Origin of the sequence: Nocardiopsis tropica (assembly GCF_042660575.1) — a bacterium.
Lineage (GTDB): Bacteria > Actinomycetota > Actinomycetes > Streptosporangiales > Streptosporangiaceae > Nocardiopsis > Nocardiopsis tropica.
Map to the genome: position 1 here is coordinate 58,495 of NZ_JBHSUF010000014.1, position 16,668 is coordinate 75,162.

Here is a 16,668-nt window from a genome sequence, read left to right on the forward strand (position 1 = left end):
AGACAACGCGGCCGCCTACCGGTCTTTCGCATGGGCTCGGATCTGTTCGGCCAGCCGCGCGAGTTCGGCCGCCGTCGCGGGCGAGGCGTTGCTGAGTCCGCTGTACACGGCCGCCGGGCTTCGCAGGAAGCGCCGCAGCACGGCCAGGAGCAGTCCTTCCGGCAGGGTCCGCAACGCAGCGAACCCGCGAGGGACCGGCGGCGTCGGCATGGCGGCCAGGTTCTGCCGTATGAGGCGGAGCATGCCGCGGACCGCGTCCGGATCGTCGGCCAGCGCCACCGGGCCGCCCGCCGCGTACACCGCCTGCTCGAGCGGCATCGCGAACGCGGCATGCGTCTTGAGCCAGGCATCCATCCTCGGCTCGGCCCTGGCATTGATCCCGGCGGTGCGGAACGTCCGCACGATCCGTTCGAGTCGCGGGGTGGTCCGGCCGTCGGGTTCACCGATCGGCATCGCCACCCGACGGGTGATGAAGCTGTCCGCGCGGTGGCGGACCACGTCGCCGTCCATCGTGCCGCCGTCCGTGCCGAAGCCGAGCAGCACCCGCTCATGGCCGATCACCGAGCCCAGCGGCTCCGGGCCGCCGGCCCAGTTGTGCAGGAACAGCACGTCGCCTTGGAGACCGGCGAGCGACTCCAGCACCGCGTCCACCTGGTGGGCGCGGACCAGGACCGCGGTCAGGTCGTACCCGCCGTCCGGGTGCTCGACCACGGGCACCGGTACCCGCCTGACGGCCGGGCTGTCCTCCTCGGCGAGCTGCACGCCGTGTCGGCGCAGGGCGGCCAGTCGCTCGCCCCGGGCCAGGAGCGCGACGTCGTGCCCGGCCTCATGCAGACGGGCGGCGAACAGGCTGCCGAGAACCCCGGCGCCGTACACGAGCAGTTTCATGGGGATCTTCTCCGTACGCTCGTTTCAATCAAACGTTCGTTTGAATCAAACGTCTGTAGTGTACACAGACATGGCGTCACCTGACACCCGCACCCAGCTCCTCGACGCGGCCGAACACCTCTTCGCCGAACGCGGTTACCGCGGCACCTCGGTCCGCGCGATCACCGACCTCGCCGGAGCGAACCTGGCCGCCGTCGGATACCACTTCGGGTCGAAGGCGGAACTCATGTCCGCGGTCGCCCGCCGGGTGGTCGAGCCCATCAACGCCGCACAGTGCGCCGGGCTCGACCGGCTGCTCGCCAGGACTCCCGACCCTGCGGTCGCCGATCTGGTGGAGGCCTTCACGGGGCCGCTGTTCGACGAGATGCAGGCCGGCGACGAGGGCGGCGCCCGGACATCCCGGCTGATCGTGACGATCCTCGGCGACCCGGCCGAGGAGGTGCGCAGCTGGACCGGCACGGCCGAGGACACGGTCCGCGAGCGCTACCTGGCGGCCTTCGGGCGCGCACTGCCCGGCCTTTCCCCGGAGGAACTGCGGTTCCGGATGCGGGGGATCCTCGCCGTGACGGCCGTGGACCGCGTCGAGGTCTACCAGCGGCCCACCCCGGACTGCCCGTCCCCGGCAGCGGGCGAGGCAGCCCGGCACTGGGCGATCACGTTCCTGACGGCGGCGATGAGCGCACCGCCGACGGGGACCTGACACCCCGGAACGGCCGCGGCCGAACGTCGCCACCGGAGCACCCCGGGACGGCGGGGATTGCCGCGGCCGTTGGCAGCAGGCCCCACCGAAGGCCACGGACCGACCACGACGTCCCCGTGCAACGTGGCCTTGCGCGGGGGCTGCCTTGTGCCCGAACCAGCCGACCTGGGTTGCCGACCTGCCAATAAGGGTCACTTGGCGAGGGCCGGAAACCGCCCCTGCGGGCGACGAGTCCCCTGCGCCGACACCTGTATCGCAACCTATTGGTTGTGATAAGTTGTATGGCAACCGAAGTATTGCAATGGAGGTTGCGGTGTCCATCCCCGACAGCATCGAGCGTGTGCTCGAACTCGCCCATCCACCCGAGAAAGTATGGGCAGCATTGACCACCGCCGAAGGACTCGGCGGCTGGTTCGGCTCCCGCGCGGAAATCAACGACCTGCGCCCCGGTGGCGAGGCACGCGTGTGGTGGAACCAGCAGGACGGGCACACCCTCGCGATCCAGGTCGTCGAGCCGCCCCGCCGGTTCGCCTACACGTGGGCGATCGACGGACTGCCGACGGGTGACCCGCGCCGGACCCGGGTCGAGTTCACATTGGAGTCCACCGGCACGGGCACGCGGCTGACGGTGCGTGAGACCGGCTTCGCCCGGATGCCGGAGGACCTGGCCATCGCCTACGAGGACCACACCACGGGCTGGCGTACGGAGCTGACCGAGTTGGCCGAGTATCTCGATGCCGCGTCCTGACCCTGAGACCGATACCGAGTCAACCGCCCAGGCGGTCTTCACCGCACTGGCCGACCCGACGCGGCGCGGCATCCTCGCCGAACTCGCCGCGCGCGGCCCGGCGACGGCGACCGATCTGGCCGAGCGGCTCCCCATCTCACGCCAGGCGATCGCTAAACACCTCGCCCTGCTGTCCGATGCCGGGCTGGTCCGAGCGGAGACCGGGGAACGGCGCCGGATCCGCTTCCGGTTGCAGACCAGGCCGGTCGCCGTTGCCCAGTCGTTTCTCGCCGCGATGGCGCGCGACTGGGACGGACACCTGGGTGCACTGCGCGACCACCTCGACGACCACAGAAGGAATGGGACATGACCCCGACGTTCAGCGGCGGCCACAACATCGCCATGAAGCTGCCCAAGGCCCAGTTCGACCGCACCATCGCCTTCTATCGCGACATTTTGGGGATGGAGGTCACCGATGAGAGCAGCGAGGCCGTCGCGAACGGCGTTGCCCAGAGCGCATCAGTGCGGTTCGGTCCGGTCAAGCTGTGGTTCGACCGCGTCGATAACTACGCGCGAGCCGACCTGTGGCTGGAGCTGTTCACCGACGATGTCGGCCTCGCGACCCGACACCTGGCCGCGCACGGTATCGCGGTCCAAGACGAACTGGAACCGCTCCCCTCCGGCCTGGATGCCCACTGGATCAGCAGCCCGGTGGGCATCCCGCACATCGTCCGGCTCTCCGACGAGGTGCAGTAGGGGGGGTCGAGGAAGGAGCCCTTGCCCTAGGTGCCGTAGGCCATTACCGCTCCTCAGGCTGGAGCCTCTTCAACCGAAACCGGCCATCTGCGCTGCGGCGGGCGAGCACGCTCATCACGTGCGAGGTTTAGGTAAATCGGACACCGGCACGGCGCCACCTCGCTCCTCCTCCGGCCGCCCCAGGCGTGCGAGACCCGTGCTCTGGAAGGGCTCACCACCGACCGGTGAGCGGCCGAAGGGCCACCGCCACCCCCGTCGTGATCCTCCCCGGCCCCATCGGGACCCGACGTCTCCCGGGGCAGCGCGAAGGCGGGATATCCGATGGAGGAACGGCTCTGCGCGTGGCAGGCTACGGACATGACCTCCCGGCCCAGCGGGCTGCCGGACCACTCCTGGCTCGGCGCCCCGATCGACGCCCGCCCCCTCTTCGCCCCTGAGCACACCGCGCTGATGGCCACGCTGCGGGGGCTGACACCCGCCGACTGGCGTGAGGAGGCGGTGCCGGGATGGACCGTGCGCGATCTCGCCGCGCACCTTCTCGGCGACTGCTACGGACGGCTCGCCCGCGGTCGCGACGGCCACCCGGAGGGGCCCTCCTTCGCCGCGGGCGAGACGCTGGAGGCGTTCATCCACCGCATCAACCAGGAATGGGTGGACGCCCACCGCCGGGTGAGTCCGGCCGCGCTCACGGACACCCTGGGGCTGATCGGCCACCAGGTCGTCCGCTTCTTCGAGACGGCGGACCAGGACGCTCCGTCGACGGGGGTGTCCTGGGCCGGTGTCGACCCGGCGCCCATGTGGCTGGACAGCGCCCGCGAGCTCACCGAGTTCTGGACCCACCGCCAGCAGATCCGCCACGCCGCCGGCCAGGCCACCGACCCCGCCCCCAGGCCCCTGGCGCTGGTTCTGGACACCTTCATGCGGGCCCTGCCCCACACCCTGCGCGAGGTCGACGCACCGGTGGGAACGCAGGTCCGGGTGAGCGTCGAAGGCCCGGCCGGCGGCCTCTGGACCGCCACGGCCACCGGGGACCGCTGGTCCCTGGCCGAGCCCGGCGTCCGGCACCCGGACGCGACCCTCCACCTGGACGCCGAGGCCGCCTGGCGGCTCTGCACCCGCGGCATCGAGCCGGACACCGCCCTGGCCCGCGCCCGCGTCGAGGGCGACCCCGCCTGGCCGGGGCCGCCTGCCGGATCGTCTCCATCATCCACTGACGCCCCGGCCCCCACCAGGAGGCGGTGACCCGGTACCGGCAGAACCTCGGCCGCGCCGGTGACGGCCGCCCGTGGTCGACGCCCTCCCCACCGCGCCCGGCCTCCCGACCCTCCTCGGCGGACGTGGAAGGAGGAGGCGCCGCGGTGTGGCGGCACGTGCCGGCCGGTGTGCACACGAGGCGGTGCGCCCCGCCGCCCTCTGACCAGCGAACTCTGCCGCGGCTACCGGGGCGGGCCGGAACACCGTTGTCGAACCGCGGCTCTTCCCGGGCACCTCGAACTCCCGGGGCACCGGCCGGGTCACCGCGACCGCCCTCCACGGCGACGACGACCGACCTACCCTTGAGTGCGCGTCGCTGTTTTCCCGACCCGTTGCCCAGGACGTCTCCGCGCGGAGACGTCCGTGCCCGCCCAGACGGCCCCCCGCCTGTGGAGGCAGTTCCGTCGGCGCGGGCTCTCCCCCACTGCCCCCTTGCTACCCGACAGGACCAAGCGCATGAAGAGGGACCCCCGTATCGCCTGGCGGCACGCACTCGCCGCACGGGCGCTCCAACTGACCTACCCCGCGATGAACCGCCTCCTGCTGCTCCCGCCGGAGGTGGAGTTCGCGACCAAACCGATCGCCGCGCCTACGACCGTGCGGATCCCGACCCGCCACGGCGATATCGGCGCCCTGGTCTTCAGCCCCACCTCCGAGGACATCGAGTCACAGCTCGCCGACGGTCGCAGCCCCCCGGTGCACATGCTGATCCACGGCGGGGGGTTCATCACCCGCTATCCGCTCGGTGAAGGCAACGTCGCACGCTACCTCGCCTCCGAACTGGGCTGCTACGTCGTCATGCCCGACTACCGTGCCGCCCCCCAGGTCTGCCATCCGGTGGCCGGACAGGAGTGCTACGACGCCTACCTCTGGGTCCGCGGCAGCGGCGCGGCCCGCGGCTGGGACGGCGACCGGGTCTCCGTCGGCGGGCCCAGCGCCGGCGGACACCTCTCCCTGGGTGTGGCCCTGACGGCCATCGAGCGCGGGGCCCCCTCCCCGGCGGCCCTGTCCGTGGAGTTCGCCCCGGTCGACCTGACGCTGCCGAATGCGCAGCGGACGTCGACCCGGTCCCGGCCCATCGTCGGAGACGCCCTGATGGACACCGTCATGAACACCTACTTCGCCGGAGCGGACACCAGCCACCCGCTGGTCTCACCCGCACTGCACCCGGCACTCGACCGGCTTCCCCCGACCCTGGTCATCACCGCCGAGCACGACACCCTCAGGGACGAGGCCGACCGGTTCGCCGACTCCCTGCGACGTGCGGGAGTCGAGGTCACCCATCGCATGTTCGAGGGCGTCGACCACGGATTCATCTACCACCGACCGGCCGAACCCGCCCGCGCCGCCATCTCCCTGATGGGCGACCACCTGGGCTCGGCCTTCCGACGTTCCCGCTGATCAAAGGGGCGGACCGGGTCGAGAGCGCGCGGCCCCTTCCGCTGCTCCCACCGGTCCGCCGGCGCCGGCCGGTGCTCAGCGGCGGTGGAGCAGCCGGGTGGCGGCGGCCAGGAGCGGGGTGGTGAGGGTGGTGGCGGCCGCGCCGAGCACGGTGTCGGTGGCCAGGATCCAGCGGACGGTCATCATCCCCCGGGTGATGACCTCGCTGCCCCGCAGGCGCATGGCCGCCTCGAACCGGCCGACGGCCGCGGTGAGCGCGGCGGGGTCGGCTCCGGCCCCGCTGAGGTTCCCGACCAGGTCGGCCGCGTCGCGGATGGCGGCGCCGGCCCCCATGCCGGCGGTCGGCGGGGTGGCGTGGACCGCGTCCCCCAGCGCCGTGATCCGGCCGGCGGGCCACGGTGCGAGCTCCCGTGCCCGCGGTGACGCGGCGTTGAAGCGGAACGCGGCCACGGTGCGGGGGTCGGCGCGGTCGAGGACCTCGAGCACGTGCTCGCTCCAGCCCAGCTCGGCGAACCGGGCCGCCAGCGCCGCCTGCAGTGCTTCGCCGCGCAGGCCGCGCAGGGCGTCGGTGGCGGAGGACTCGGGGAGCATGGCCCCCCAGATGTAGGTGGGGCCCGTCGTGAGCGCCATGCACAGCTCGGGCCTGTCCAGTGCGGCGTTGCCGACGGGGTCGAGGTAGCCCACGTAGAGTGCGGCGCCGTGGCCGCCGAGCGCCAGGCCCGATCGCGGCCCCAGCCGTTCCCGCTCGCTCCGGCTCAGTGAGGGCAGCGGTGTCCGGCCGGAGAAGCCGATGATGCCCGCCGGGGTGTTCGTGGGGCCGCCGGCCAGGTGCCGGGACACCAGGGAGTGGGCGCCGTCCGCTCCGACCAGCAGGTCGCCGGTGACGGGTGCGGCGTCGGCGAACTCCACGCGCGGCGTCCCGTGGTCGTCGTGGCCGACCCCGATCGCAGTCCGGCCCAGGTGGAGGTCGTCGCCGACCGCTTCGGCGAGCAGTGTGCGCAGGGTGATGCGGTCGATGTCCACGCTCGGGTCGGCGCCGAGGTCCGGGCCGTGTCCCAGCAGGCGGCCGCGCCGGTCCCAGAACGCGTCGCGGTCGCGCAGCCGCAGCGCGGAGGACGACGCCAGCAGCCGCTCGAAGACCTCGGGCGGGAGCAGTTCCCGCAGCGCCGTCTGGGCCCGCTGGTCGAGTGTGATGTGGTATCCGCCCGTGGCCGCGACGTCGGTGTCGCGGTCGTACACCGCCACCTCGATCCCGCGGCGGCGCAGCCCGGCCCCCACCGCGAGTCCACCGATTCCGCCACCGACAACGACGACACGCACCATGTTCCCGCTCCTTCTTCGTTCCGGGATGGTCCCGGTCATGCAGGAGGATGGGGCATGTGGTGGCCACCGAATGTCCACTACTGCCCATAATGGAGCTGTGGCGGATACTTCACGGCGGGCGCTGCGGCTGCTCTCACTGCTCATGGCGCGACAGCAGTGGCCGCTGGGCGAACTCGCGTCCCGGCTCGGCGTCAGCGAACGCACGGCACGGCGCGACATCGAGACCCTGCGCGGGCTCGATTACCCGATCACCACCGTCCGCGGGCCCGACGGGGGGTACCGGCTCGGCTCCGGCCACACCCTCCCCCCGCTGCTGTTCGACGACGATCAGGCGCTCGCGGTCTCGGTCGCCCTGCAGACCGCTCCGAGCACGGTGTTCGGCCTGGCCGAGGACGCGGCCAGGGCACTGGACACGCTCACCCAGGTGATGCCGGCCCGCGTGCGGGCGTCCATGGAGGCCTTTCACCTGACCAGGTTGCAGAACTACTGGGAGTTCCCCACCCCGCCCGTCGACCCGGACGCGCTCACCGCGGTCGGCGGAGCGGTGCGCCACCGGCACGTGCTCACCGTCCAGACCCTGCGCGCCGACGGGTCGCGGGCCCTGCCCGGGGACGAGGACTTCGTTCCCGCCCGGCGCGTGGAGCCCCATCACCTGGTCGTGTGGGCCGCACGCTGGTACCTGGTCGCCTACGACCTCGCGGAGGAGGCCTGGCGCATCCACCGTGTGGACCGGCTGGTCCCCCGCCCGACGACGCAGCCCTTCACCGACCGCGCCCTCCCCGGGGGCGACGTCGCCCGGTTCGTCATGACCAGCCACGACCGGGGCGACGTCCCCACCGCCTGGCCGTGCATGGGAACCGCGCGCCTCGACCTGCCCGCCCACGTCGTCGCCCGCTGGGCGCCCGGCGGGTCCGTCATCGAGCACCTGGACGCCGACCACTGCCGGCTCACGCTGGGAGCGTGGTCGTGGGCGGGTGTCGCCGGGATCCTCTCCACCTTCGACACCGGGATCACCGACGTGACCCCCGTAGAACTGGTCGTCGCCTGCCACCGCCTCGCCGAACGGTGGTCCGCCGTCACGGGGCCGACCGCGTAGAGGCGGGCCGGGGCGTCTGTCGGTCCCGGCCTGGAGAAACGGGGCCACCACGCACCACCCGACGCGAGGCCCTCTGTGACGCGACCCTCTCTGCCCCTCCCCCGGACCGGCGACGGCCCGCGTGTGCCCGGCACGCTGCTGGTCCGTACCGATCGCGCTGGGATCATGGTGGTCAACCTGGAGCTCGCCAACATGGACATCAGTTCCTTCATGGACCACGAGACCTGCAAGGCCCTCCCCTGGCGTTCGTCTCGTGTGGGCTCTTGCTCCGCCGGGCGAACACTCTGCCGGGGCGATCGTCCAGATGATGAATTGCCGTCAGGGGAAGTGCAGGTCGGCGACGGCGCCGTCTGCCCCGAGAACCACTGTTTCCGGCTCGGTCCTCGTTCCGTCCTTCGTCCCGTGGACGTCCCAGCTGCCCTGGTGCAGGACGAGTCGGTAGCTTCCGTCGTCGATGGAGCGTGAAGCCCTCTCGTGCGAGGACACGGGCGGTTCCTCGTTCGACGACCACTGGATGACCACTCCTTCGACCGGCTGTCCCGAGGAGTCGTACACCGTGCCCGTGATAGCCGCCATCCCGGTTTCCCCGGGACTTCAACCGGGGTCGTCATTGCTGACCATTGTCCAGGGAAGAGCACACGAAGAGGCCAGGAGAGCCGTTGCCACGACGCATACTCCCCGCATGCGAATACCAGCCATGCACACCACCGTCTTTTCTGAAACAGCCCTACCCGAGGGTGCGGAAGCGGACTGGTACCGGTAAAGGCGTCGGCCCATTTTAACTGCTTTCGGTATCAGGACGGATTCACCGGCTCAGGCATGGGGTCGTACCGCGCCGGAGTGGTCCGCGCGGCCCGGTTCATCACCCCTTGCCCGCGATCCCGACGGCCCGGGCCGGGGTACTCCGCCGGCCCGTGTCCCCCGGAAGAGCTACACGCAGGTGTCCACCCCATGGTGACGACTTCGCCCCGCCCCGGTCAGTAGCGTTCTCACCAGTCGCGGCTCCCCTGCCGCACCGATGTCATGAAAGACCCCCATGAGACTTCTCTGGCAGCTCCTGGCCGTCGCCGCGGTCGCCTTCCTCGGCGGACAGGCGGCCTTCGCGGTCCAGGACAACCCCTGGCTCACCCTGGCCCTGGGCCTCCTCACCGTCGTGATCTCGGTGTTCGTCTACCGGTGGGTGGTGCGCCGCACCGAGAAGCGCGAGGTGACCGAGCTGGCATGGAAGGGCGCCACCGCCGCCACCAGTTGGGGCACCCTCCTCGGGGTCGGCCTGTTCGCCCTGGTCATCGCCAACATCACCTTCCTCGGCGGCTACCAGGTCCACGGTCTGGGCTCCCCGATGAGCGCCCTGGGCCTGGTCGGCTTCATGGGCGCCGCCGCGGTGACCGAGGAACTGATGTGGCGCGGTGTGCTGTTCCGCATCATCGAGGAGCGCGCCGGCACCTGGATCTCCCTCGGACTGACCGGCCTGGCCTTCGGCCTCGTCCACATGGCCAACCCGCACGCCACCCTGTGGGGCGCCATCGCCATCGCCATCGAGGCCGGCGGCATGCTCACCGCCGCCTACATCGCCACCCGCAGCCTGTGGCTGCCCATCGGCCTGCACTTCGGCTGGAACATCGCCGGATCCGCCCTCTTCGGCACCGAGGTCTCGGGCAACGGCACACCCCCGGGGCTGCTGGACGCCACCATGTCCGGCCACACCCTGGTCACCGGCGGCGGGTTCGGCCCCGAGGGCAGCATCTACTCCGTGGTGTTCTGCGTCATCGCCACCGTGGTGTTCATGTGGATCGCCCGCCGCCGCGGCCGGATCGTCCCCGTCCGCCGGCGTGACGCGCGACCCGCCACCGCCGCCACGCCTCCCCGGTGACCTCGCTCCAGCGGCTCTCCCACCTGTGGCGGCGGCTCGACGTCACCCTCCAGGACCTGCCCCTGGCCCTGCTGCTCCTCTCCGTCTCCCTCATTCCGTCGACGCACGGCTACGGGACCGATTTCGGCGGCGTGGCGGACCGCCCCTTCGACGCCCTGGGACTGCTCGCGGCCGCCCTGCAGTGCCTGCCCCTGGCCGTGCGGCGCCGGTGGCCGGCCCTGTCCCTGGCCGTGGTGGCCTGCGGCTTCGCCCTCGACCAGCTGAGCGGCTACCACCTGGTCGCGGGCACCGCTCTGCCCATCGCAGTGTTGAGCGCCGGCGCCCACCTCCACCGGCACCGGCCCACCGCCGTGGTGGTGGGCACGGCGGCCTACGTGGGGCTGGCGGTCGCGGTGTCCCAGGTCGGCACGGGTGAGTCCTTTCCCTCCTACCTGGTTTTCTACGCGACGCTGGCCTTCTCCTGGGGGACGGGGGCGTGGCTGCGGTCCACCCGCGCCGCCGAGGCCGAACGCCGCCGCTTCGTCGCCGAGTCCACCCGCACCGCCGAACGCACCCGCATCGCACGCGAGCTGCACGACGTCGTGACCCACCACGTGACCGCGATGGTCGTGCAGGCCGAGGCGGCCCGCTACCTGACGGCCGCTCCCGAGCGGCTGGACGAGACCCTGACCGCGGTCACCGACACCGGTCGGCGGGCCATCACCGACATGCGCCACCTGCTCGACGTCCTCGACCCCGACCACTCCGCCCCCGTGCCCGGGTCCGACGAAGGGCTGCTGTCCGTGGTGGAGCGCACCCGCAGGGCCGGGCAGCCGGTGGAGTTCACCGAGGAGGGCGTCCCGGCCGCCTCGCGCGGCAGTGCCGACCTCGTCGCGCACCGCGTCGTGCAGGAGTCCCTGACCAACGCCCTCAAGTACGCGCACGGCAGCCCCACCACCGTCCGCGTGCGCCACCGCCCCGAGGAGATCACCGTGAACGTCACCACCGACCGCTCCGGGCCGTCGGGCCTCCCGGCCGGGGGCGGCGGGCGCGGCCTGGCCGGCCTGCGCGAACGCGTCGAGGTGCTGGGCGGCGAGTTCACCGCGGGTCCGCGCGAGGGCGGGGGCTTCGGCGTGGACGCGCGCATCCCCGCCCGCGCACCGGCGGGCGGCCGGGCATGAGCGAGCCGATCCGGGTCCTGGTCTGCGACGACCAGGTGCTGATCCGCACCGGGCTGGTCACCATCATCGACGCCCAGCCCGACCTCGAGACCGTCGGCGAGTGCGGGGACGGCGGGGCCGCGGTCGAGCTCGCCGAGCGGCTGCGCCCCGACGTCGTGGTGATGGACGTGCGCATGCCGGTGCTCGACGGCATCGGGGCCACGCGGCGCCTGGCCGGAGCCGGGGTGGAACACCCCGTCAAGGTCCTCGTGGTCACGACGTTCAACCTCGACGAGTACGTCTACGAGGCGCTGCGCGCGGGCGCCAGCGGGTTCCTGCTCAAGGACGCGCCCCCGGCCCAGCTGCTGCACGGGATCCGGACCGTGGCTACCGGGGCGGCGCTGCTGGACCCCGACGTCACCCGCCGGCTGGTCGGCAGGTTCGCCACCCGGATCCGGCCCTCCCGGGCCGAGCCGGCCGATGTGCCGCTGACACCGCGCGAGCTGGAGGTCCTGCGCCTGATCGCGGACGGGCTGTCCAACGGTGAGATCGCCGCGGCCCTGTTCATCAGCCAGGAGACGGTGAAGACGTTCGTCTCGCGGATCCTGGCCAAGCTCGGCCTGCGCGACCGGGTCCAGGCGGTGGTCTACGCCTACCGGCACGGGCTGGTCACCTGAGCCTGCGTCGGCGCACGGGCGGGGCGGGCGCGGGCGGAGGTTCCCGGCCCCCGGCGGGCCCGGGCCGGGGGCCGCCCCGGCCCGGCCGGCTTCTCCCCGGGGCGGCGGAGATCCGCGACCAGCGGCCGGTCCGGGCGGGCGAGCTCAGCGTGTCGCCGCCGGCTCGGGGCGAGACGCGGCGTGCCTTCCCGGCAAGACCCGCTCACCCTGGGCGGGGGTTCAATCCGCGAACGCGGCCACGTACGACGCCACGCACGGCTCCGGGGTGGCCGGTGAGGTGACGACGTGGCCGTCGACGGTCACCGGCGGGTCGAGCGGCACCTGGAGCAGCCGCTCGGAGCGGGACCCGTCGAACTGCTCGGCCGGCATCAGCGTCCAGCCCCCGGGGTCCCGGCCCACCTCGAACAGCACGTTGAGCACGTCCCCGGCAGGCGGCCGCAGCGGGGCCACGGGCAGGGCGGCGAGGATCGCGTCGTGCATCGGCGGGTCACCGGCGCGGGCGGGAACCCGCAGGCCGCGCGGATCGAGGTCGTGCAGGCTCACCGCGGGCTTGCCGGCGGCGGGGTGTTCACGCGCGAGCACGGCGTGCAGCGGCTCGGACCAGGCGCGCACGACCGTCATCGCCGCGGAGGTGAACGCGCCCCGCACCAGTGCGAGGTCCAGCTCGCCGTCGCGGACGGCGTCGAGTCGCGCGGACACCGGCAGGTCGACCAGTTTCGGCTCGGCGGGGCGTTCGCCGTCCCCGAGGCGGCCCAACGCCCGGTCGAGCCGTCGGGTGACGCAGGACGCGACCCCGATCCGCAGGACGGCCGCCGGTTCTGCGGCGACCACCCGCACGCGGGCCGCCGCGGCGAGGGTCCTACGGGCCTCGGCGAGCACCCGTTCGCCCGCCGGGGTGAGCCGTACCCGGCGTGAGGTGCGGTCGAGCAGGCCCGCTCCGAGCTCGCGTTCGAGCCGGGCGACCTGCTGGCTCACCGCCGGCTGCACTATGCCCAGCCGTTGCGCCGCACGCCCGAAGTGCAGCTCCTCGGCGACGGTCACGAAGTACTGCAGCGCCCTCAGTTCCATCTGCCTGATCTATCACATGATGTGATCGCTGCCGGGCGTTTCTGGTCATTGTTCGCGTAGCCCGCTCAGGCTGTGATGGATACGAGCCCGCCGGAGCGGTCCTCCCGTCCGCCGGAGGCCGCGACGCGCGGAAGACGCGAACGGAGAACAGAGTGAGCACCACAACCCTCGGCGTCATCGGCACCGGCATGGTCGGCCTCGGGGCCGCCCGCCGCGCCGTCGACGCCGGCCTGAACGTCGTCCTGAGCAACTCACGCGGCCCCGGGACGCTGGCCGGTCCCGTCGCGGAGCTCGGCGGGCGGGCCCGTGCGGCCGCCCCGGCCGAAGCGGCGAGCGCCGGTGACCTGGTCATCGCCTCCGTGCCGCTGGCCGCCCACGAGCGGCTGCCCCGGGCCGAGCTCGCCGGCAAGACCGTGATCGACCCGATGAACTACGCGCTGTACCCCGGCTTCGCACTGCCGGAACTCGACAGCGGCGAGCTGACCTCCAGCGAACTGGTGCAGCGCCATCTCGCGGACGCCCGGGTGGTGAAGGCGCTGCACAACATCGGCCCCAAGCAGTTGTTGGAGCTGTTCCGCCCGGCCGGGGCCCCCGACCGCACCGCGGTGCCGCTCTCCGGCGACGACCCGGACGCCAAGGAGGAGGTGGCCGACCTCCTGGACGTCCTGGGCTTCGACACGGTGGACCTCGGCACCCTGGCCGACAGCTGGCGCAGCGAGCCCAACACCCCGTTGTACGCCCTCCCGTACGTGGGCCGGCCCCCGGCCGGCCTCACCCCCACGGAATTCGTGGCCTGGGTCCAGCAGGCGCCCGGCGTGCCCGTGTCCGCCGCCCGGATCGAGGAGCTCGCCGACACGGTGCGGGGGCCCGCGGGTTTCCGGATGTCCTAGCGGGTGATCCGCCCCGGCGGCACGGCCGGGCGTGCGCCCGCCCCCTCCTCGGCTCCCGTGCGGGCGCCACGGCGGGGGGCGGGCCCGGCTGCCGCAGCGTCCCGGCCGCCGGGAGAGCGACGTTCGGACCTACCCGTCCGGATTCGCACCCTTGGTAACGTACGTGCCATGCGAACGCCAGCTCCCCCTCGCGGTTCACTCGTCGGCCGGCGGCACGAGAGCGACCGCATCGGGGAGCTGACCGGGTCCGCGCGGGCGGGCCGGGGCGGAGCACTGGTCCTGCGCGGCGAGGCGGGCATCGGCAAGAGCGCCCTGCTGGACCACGCCCGCGACGCCGCCTCCGGGTTCCGGGTCGTCCGCGTGTCCGGGTCCCAGTACGAGGCGGAACTGCCGTTCGCCGCCCTGCACCAGCTGTGCCTGCCGGTGCTGGGACACCTCGACGAGCTGCCCGACCAGCACCGCGACCCCCTGCTGGTCGCGTTCGGGACCGCGACGGGAACCCCGGACGTGTTCCGTGTCGGACTGGCGGCCCTGGGGCTGCTGGCGGCCGCGGCGCGGGAGCGCCCGCTGCTGTGCCTGGTCGAGGACGCCCAGTGGCTGGACGCGGCCTCGACCAGGGTCCTGGCCTTCCTCGCGCGCCGGGTCGCCGCCGAACCGGTCGCCCTGGTGTTCGGGGTGCGGCTGCCCTGCCCGGCCGGGGAGCTGGACGACCTGCCGGGCCTGACCGTCGAGGGGCTGGCCGACGCCGACGCGCGGACGCTGCTCGCGTCGCTGAGTCACGAGGTGCTGGACGAGCAGGTCCGGGAGCGGATCGTGGCCGAGGCGCGCGGGAACCCCCTGGCTCTGCTCGCCCTGCCCAGGGCCGGCGGTTTCGCTCCGCCGGAGGCGTCCTCGGTGACGACCCGTGTCGAGCTGGGCTTCCGGGAGGCGCTGGCCGGCCTGTCCGCCGGGGCGCGGCGGCTGCTGACGGTCGCGAGCGCCGACCCGACGGGCGACCCCGGGCTGCTGTGGCCGGCCGCGCAGCGGCTGGGCATCGACCTGCCGACCGTCGGCGCCGCCGCCTCCGCCACCGGGCTCGTGGAGTTCGGCACCCGCATCCGCTTCTACCACCCGCTGGTCCGGACCGCGGTCTACCGGTCCGCGGAGGCGGACGAGCGCCGGCTGGCCCACCGCACGCTCGCCGAGGTCACCGACCCGGTCGTGGAACCGGACCGGCGCGCCTGGCACCGCGCCCAGGCGAGCGCGGGACCCGACGACGGCGTCGCCGACGAGCTGGAGCGCTCGGCGTCGCGCGCCGAGGCCCGTGGCGGAGCCGTGGCCGCCGCGGCGTTCCTCGAACGTGCGGCGGAGCTGACGCTGGACGCCGACCGGCGGATCGGGCGGACCCTCGCGGCGGCGCGGGCCGCGCTCTCCGCAGGCGACGCCGAACGGGCCGCGCGGCTGCTCACGGCCGTGGACGGCTCGGGCCCGGACGAGCTCCGGAACGCCGAGGCCGACCTGCTGCGGGGGCAGATCGCCTTCGTGCGCCCGGGCGACGGCGACGGCCCGGTGTTCATGCTGCGCGCCGCGCGCAGGCTCGCTCCCCTGGACCCCGCCCGGTCCCGTGAGAGCTACCTGGAGGCACTGGAGATGGGCCTGCTCGTCGGCCAGGCGAGCGGGGTGATGGACACGGTCCTGGCCGCGGCGCAGGACTCCGCGCCGCCCCCGCACGGACCCGACGTCCTGGACGCGCTGACCGTGCTGGCCGCCCAGGGGCACCGCGCGGCGGTCCCCCTCGTCCGCGAGGCCCTCGACGGAGCCGGCGAGGCGCTGTGGACCCGGCACCCGGCGCTCGCGGTCACGCTGGCCGCCGAGCTGTGGGACCCGCACACCCACGCGACGATCATCGAGTGGCTGATGAAGAACGGCCGCGAGTCGGGGTCGCCGCTCGTGCTGCGCCTCGGTCTGGCGCAGGCGGCCTCCGGCGCCGCGCTGGCGGGCGACCTGGACCGGGCGATGGCCGCGATCGCCGAGGAGGAGGCGATCGCCGACGCGACCGGCGCCCCCTCGATCACCTACCACCGGTTGCACCTGGCGGCGATGCGCGGCCGCCGCGAGGAGGCGTTCGCGCTGTTCGGGACCGCCACGGCAGCGGCGGCGACGCAGGGCGTGGGGCAGCTGGTCGCCAACGTCCACTGGGCCGGGGCGGTGCTGCACAACGGCCTGGCCGACTACCGGGCCGCGCTGGCGGAGGCCCGGCGGGCCGTCGCCCACGGGGACCTCTTCATCGCCGGGTTCTCCCTGCCCGAGCTGGTGGAGGCCGCCGTGCGGTGCGGCGAGCGCGAAGCGGCGGCCGAGGCGCTGGCGTCGCTGACCGAACGGACCCGGGAGAGCGGGACGGCGACGGGCCTGGGCGTGGCGGCCTACGCCCGCGGACTGGTGAGCGGCGCCGAGGACGACTACCGGGAGGCCGTCGAACTCCTCGCGGACAGTCCGCTGCTCCCCTACCGGGCCAGGGCCCACCTCCTGTACGGGGAGTGGCTGCGGCGCGAGGGGCGCCGCCGGGACTGCCGCCCGCACCTGCGCACGGCGCACGCGCTGCTCTCCGGCGCGGGGTTGGAGGCGTTCGCCCGGCGGGCCGCCGACGAGCTGCGGGCCACGGGCGAGACGGCCCGCAGCCGCTCCGGGCACACCCGGGACCGGCTCACGATGCATGAGCTCCACATCGCCCGCCTGGTCGCCACCGGCGCGACGTCCAACGAGGTGGCGGCCAGGCTGTTCATCAGCCCGCGCACCGTCGACGCCCATCTGCGCAACATCTTCCGCAAGCTGGGGCTCACCTCCCGCCGACAGCTCAAGGACCTGCCCGACCTGTCCCCGTCCGCGTAGGGCCGGTT

General features: G+C 73.5%; 16 protein-coding genes. 12 read left to right on the forward strand and 4 right to left on the reverse strand.

The window, feature by feature from the left end:
• Positions 1 to 15 precede the first annotated feature (15 nt).
• On the reverse strand, positions 16 to 888 hold the full coding sequence (locus tag ACFQBR_RS22340; protein WP_344177571.1) for a ketopantoate reductase family protein: 873 nt from the start codon (positions 886 to 888) through the stop codon (positions 16 to 18).
• Positions 889 to 958: 70 nt separating this feature from the next.
• Here ACFQBR_RS22340 and ACFQBR_RS22345 point away from each other — a divergent pair, with 70 nt between their 5' ends.
• The 6 genes from ACFQBR_RS22345 to ACFQBR_RS22370 all read left to right on the forward strand — a co-directional run bounded on the left by ACFQBR_RS22345 (position 959) and on the right by ACFQBR_RS22370 (position 5,726).
• A complete protein-coding gene (locus tag ACFQBR_RS22345) occupies positions 959 to 1,588 on the forward strand; it encodes a TetR/AcrR family transcriptional regulator (protein ID WP_344177573.1) in 630 nt (209 codons plus the stop codon).
• A 313-nt stretch (positions 1,589 to 1,901) separates the two neighbouring features.
• Positions 1,902 to 2,336 carry an SRPBCC domain-containing protein gene (locus ACFQBR_RS22350; protein WP_267945044.1) on the forward strand — a complete coding sequence of 145 codons (435 nt, stop codon included), beginning with the start codon at positions 1,902 to 1,904 and terminating at the stop codon, positions 2,334 to 2,336.
• Positions 2,323 to 2,685, forward strand: a complete 363-nt coding sequence (locus ACFQBR_RS22355) for an ArsR/SmtB family transcription factor (RefSeq protein WP_267945045.1) — start codon at positions 2,323 to 2,325, stop codon at positions 2,683 to 2,685. Before ACFQBR_RS22350 ends, ACFQBR_RS22355 begins: the two co-directional genes overlap by 14 nt.
• Entirely contained in the window at positions 2,682 to 3,071 is a 390-nt protein-coding gene (locus ACFQBR_RS22360) for a VOC family protein (protein ID WP_344177577.1), read from the forward strand. Before ACFQBR_RS22355 ends, ACFQBR_RS22360 begins: the two co-directional genes overlap by 4 nt.
• 357 nt (positions 3,072 to 3,428) lie before the next feature.
• Positions 3,429 to 4,313: a maleylpyruvate isomerase family mycothiol-dependent enzyme gene (locus tag ACFQBR_RS22365; protein ID WP_344177581.1), complete on the forward strand. Its 885-nt coding sequence runs from the start codon at positions 3,429 to 3,431 to the stop codon at positions 4,311 to 4,313.
• A gap of 468 nt (positions 4,314 to 4,781) precedes the next feature.
• Positions 4,782 to 5,726, forward strand: coding sequence for an alpha/beta hydrolase (locus ACFQBR_RS22370; protein WP_344177583.1), 945 nt, complete (start codon positions 4,782 to 4,784; stop codon positions 5,724 to 5,726).
• Between the two features lie 75 nt (positions 5,727 to 5,801).
• On the opposite strand, the gene ACFQBR_RS22375 is transcribed toward ACFQBR_RS22370, so the two are convergent.
• Positions 5,802 to 7,049 (reverse strand): FAD-dependent oxidoreductase, encoded by a 1,248-nt coding sequence (locus ACFQBR_RS22375; RefSeq protein ID WP_344177585.1) that lies wholly within the window; start codon positions 7,047 to 7,049, stop codon positions 5,802 to 5,804.
• Between the two features lie 97 nt (positions 7,050 to 7,146).
• Here ACFQBR_RS22375 and ACFQBR_RS22380 point away from each other — a divergent pair, with 97 nt between their 5' ends.
• On the forward strand, positions 7,147 to 8,145 hold the full coding sequence (locus tag ACFQBR_RS22380) for a helix-turn-helix transcriptional regulator (protein WP_344177587.1): 999 nt from the start codon (positions 7,147 to 7,149) through the stop codon (positions 8,143 to 8,145).
• A 318-nt stretch (positions 8,146 to 8,463) separates the two neighbouring features.
• Here the strand turns inward: ACFQBR_RS22380 and ACFQBR_RS22385 are convergent, their stop codons facing one another.
• Positions 8,464 to 8,721, reverse strand: coding sequence for a carboxypeptidase-like regulatory domain-containing protein (locus tag ACFQBR_RS22385; RefSeq protein ID WP_344177589.1), 258 nt, complete (start codon positions 8,719 to 8,721; stop codon positions 8,464 to 8,466).
• 460 nt (positions 8,722 to 9,181) lie between these two features.
• On the opposite strand from ACFQBR_RS22385, the gene ACFQBR_RS22390 reads away from it, so the two are divergent.
• Genes ACFQBR_RS22390 through ACFQBR_RS22400 form a run of 3 tightly spaced genes read left to right on the forward strand, consistent with a single transcriptional unit; the run spans position 9,182 to position 11,834 of the window.
• Positions 9,182 to 10,018 carry a CPBP family intramembrane glutamic endopeptidase gene (locus tag ACFQBR_RS22390; RefSeq protein ID WP_344177591.1) on the forward strand — a complete coding sequence of 279 codons (837 nt, stop codon included), beginning with the start codon at positions 9,182 to 9,184 and terminating at the stop codon, positions 10,016 to 10,018.
• Entirely contained in the window at positions 10,015 to 11,178 is a 1,164-nt protein-coding gene (locus tag ACFQBR_RS22395; protein ID WP_344177593.1) for a sensor histidine kinase, read from the forward strand. Before ACFQBR_RS22390 ends, ACFQBR_RS22395 begins: the two co-directional genes overlap by 4 nt.
• A complete protein-coding gene (locus ACFQBR_RS22400) occupies positions 11,175 to 11,834 on the forward strand; it encodes a response regulator transcription factor (RefSeq protein WP_344177596.1) in 660 nt (219 codons plus the stop codon). Before ACFQBR_RS22395 ends, ACFQBR_RS22400 begins: the two co-directional genes overlap by 4 nt.
• Before the next feature lie 219 nt (positions 11,835 to 12,053).
• Here ACFQBR_RS22400 and ACFQBR_RS22405 read toward each other — a convergent pair whose 3' ends face one another.
• Complete coding sequence (locus ACFQBR_RS22405; RefSeq protein WP_344177599.1) at positions 12,054 to 12,902, reverse strand: LysR family transcriptional regulator; 849 nt, start codon at positions 12,900 to 12,902, stop codon at positions 12,054 to 12,056.
• 152 nt (positions 12,903 to 13,054) lie between these two features.
• Here ACFQBR_RS22405 and ACFQBR_RS22410 point away from each other — a divergent pair, with 152 nt between their 5' ends.
• Positions 13,055 to 13,792 carry an NADPH-dependent F420 reductase gene (locus tag ACFQBR_RS22410; RefSeq protein ID WP_344177602.1) on the forward strand — a complete coding sequence of 246 codons (738 nt, stop codon included), beginning with the start codon at positions 13,055 to 13,057 and terminating at the stop codon, positions 13,790 to 13,792.
• 168 nt (positions 13,793 to 13,960) lie between these two features.
• On the forward strand, positions 13,961 to 16,660 hold the full coding sequence (locus tag ACFQBR_RS22415) for an AAA family ATPase (RefSeq protein WP_378554327.1): 2,700 nt from the start codon (positions 13,961 to 13,963) through the stop codon (positions 16,658 to 16,660).
• Positions 16,661 to 16,668: the final 8 nt, after the last annotated feature.

Bases quoted from the DNA above. Each gene is read 5' to 3' on its own strand.
- ACFQBR_RS22340 (WP_344177571.1), bottom strand. From the start codon at position 888: ATGAAACTGCTCGTGTACGGCGCCGGGGTTCTCGGCAGCCTGTTCGCC.
- ACFQBR_RS22345 (WP_344177573.1), top strand. From the start codon at position 959: ATGGCGTCACCTGACACCCGCACCCAGCTCCTCGACGCGGCCGAACAC.
- ACFQBR_RS22355 (WP_267945045.1), top strand. From the start codon at position 2,323: ATGCCGCGTCCTGACCCTGAGACCGATACCGAGTCAACCGCCCAGGCG.
- ACFQBR_RS22360 (WP_344177577.1), top strand. From the start codon at position 2,682: ATGACCCCGACGTTCAGCGGCGGCCACAACATCGCCATGAAGCTGCCC.
- ACFQBR_RS22365 (WP_344177581.1), top strand. From the start codon at position 3,429: ATGACCTCCCGGCCCAGCGGGCTGCCGGACCACTCCTGGCTCGGCGCC.
- ACFQBR_RS22370 (WP_344177583.1), top strand. From the start codon at position 4,782: ATGAAGAGGGACCCCCGTATCGCCTGGCGGCACGCACTCGCCGCACGG.
- ACFQBR_RS22375 (WP_344177585.1), bottom strand. From the start codon at position 7,049: ATGGTGCGTGTCGTCGTTGTCGGTGGCGGAATCGGTGGACTCGCGGTG.
- ACFQBR_RS22385 (WP_344177589.1), bottom strand. From the start codon at position 8,721: ATGGCGGCTATCACGGGCACGGTGTACGACTCCTCGGGACAGCCGGTC.
- ACFQBR_RS22390 (WP_344177591.1), top strand. From the start codon at position 9,182: ATGAGACTTCTCTGGCAGCTCCTGGCCGTCGCCGCGGTCGCCTTCCTC.
- ACFQBR_RS22400 (WP_344177596.1), top strand. From the start codon at position 11,175: ATGAGCGAGCCGATCCGGGTCCTGGTCTGCGACGACCAGGTGCTGATC.
- ACFQBR_RS22405 (WP_344177599.1), bottom strand. From the start codon at position 12,902: ATGGAACTGAGGGCGCTGCAGTACTTCGTGACCGTCGCCGAGGAGCTG.
- ACFQBR_RS22415 (WP_378554327.1), top strand. From the start codon at position 13,961: ATGCGAACGCCAGCTCCCCCTCGCGGTTCACTCGTCGGCCGGCGGCAC.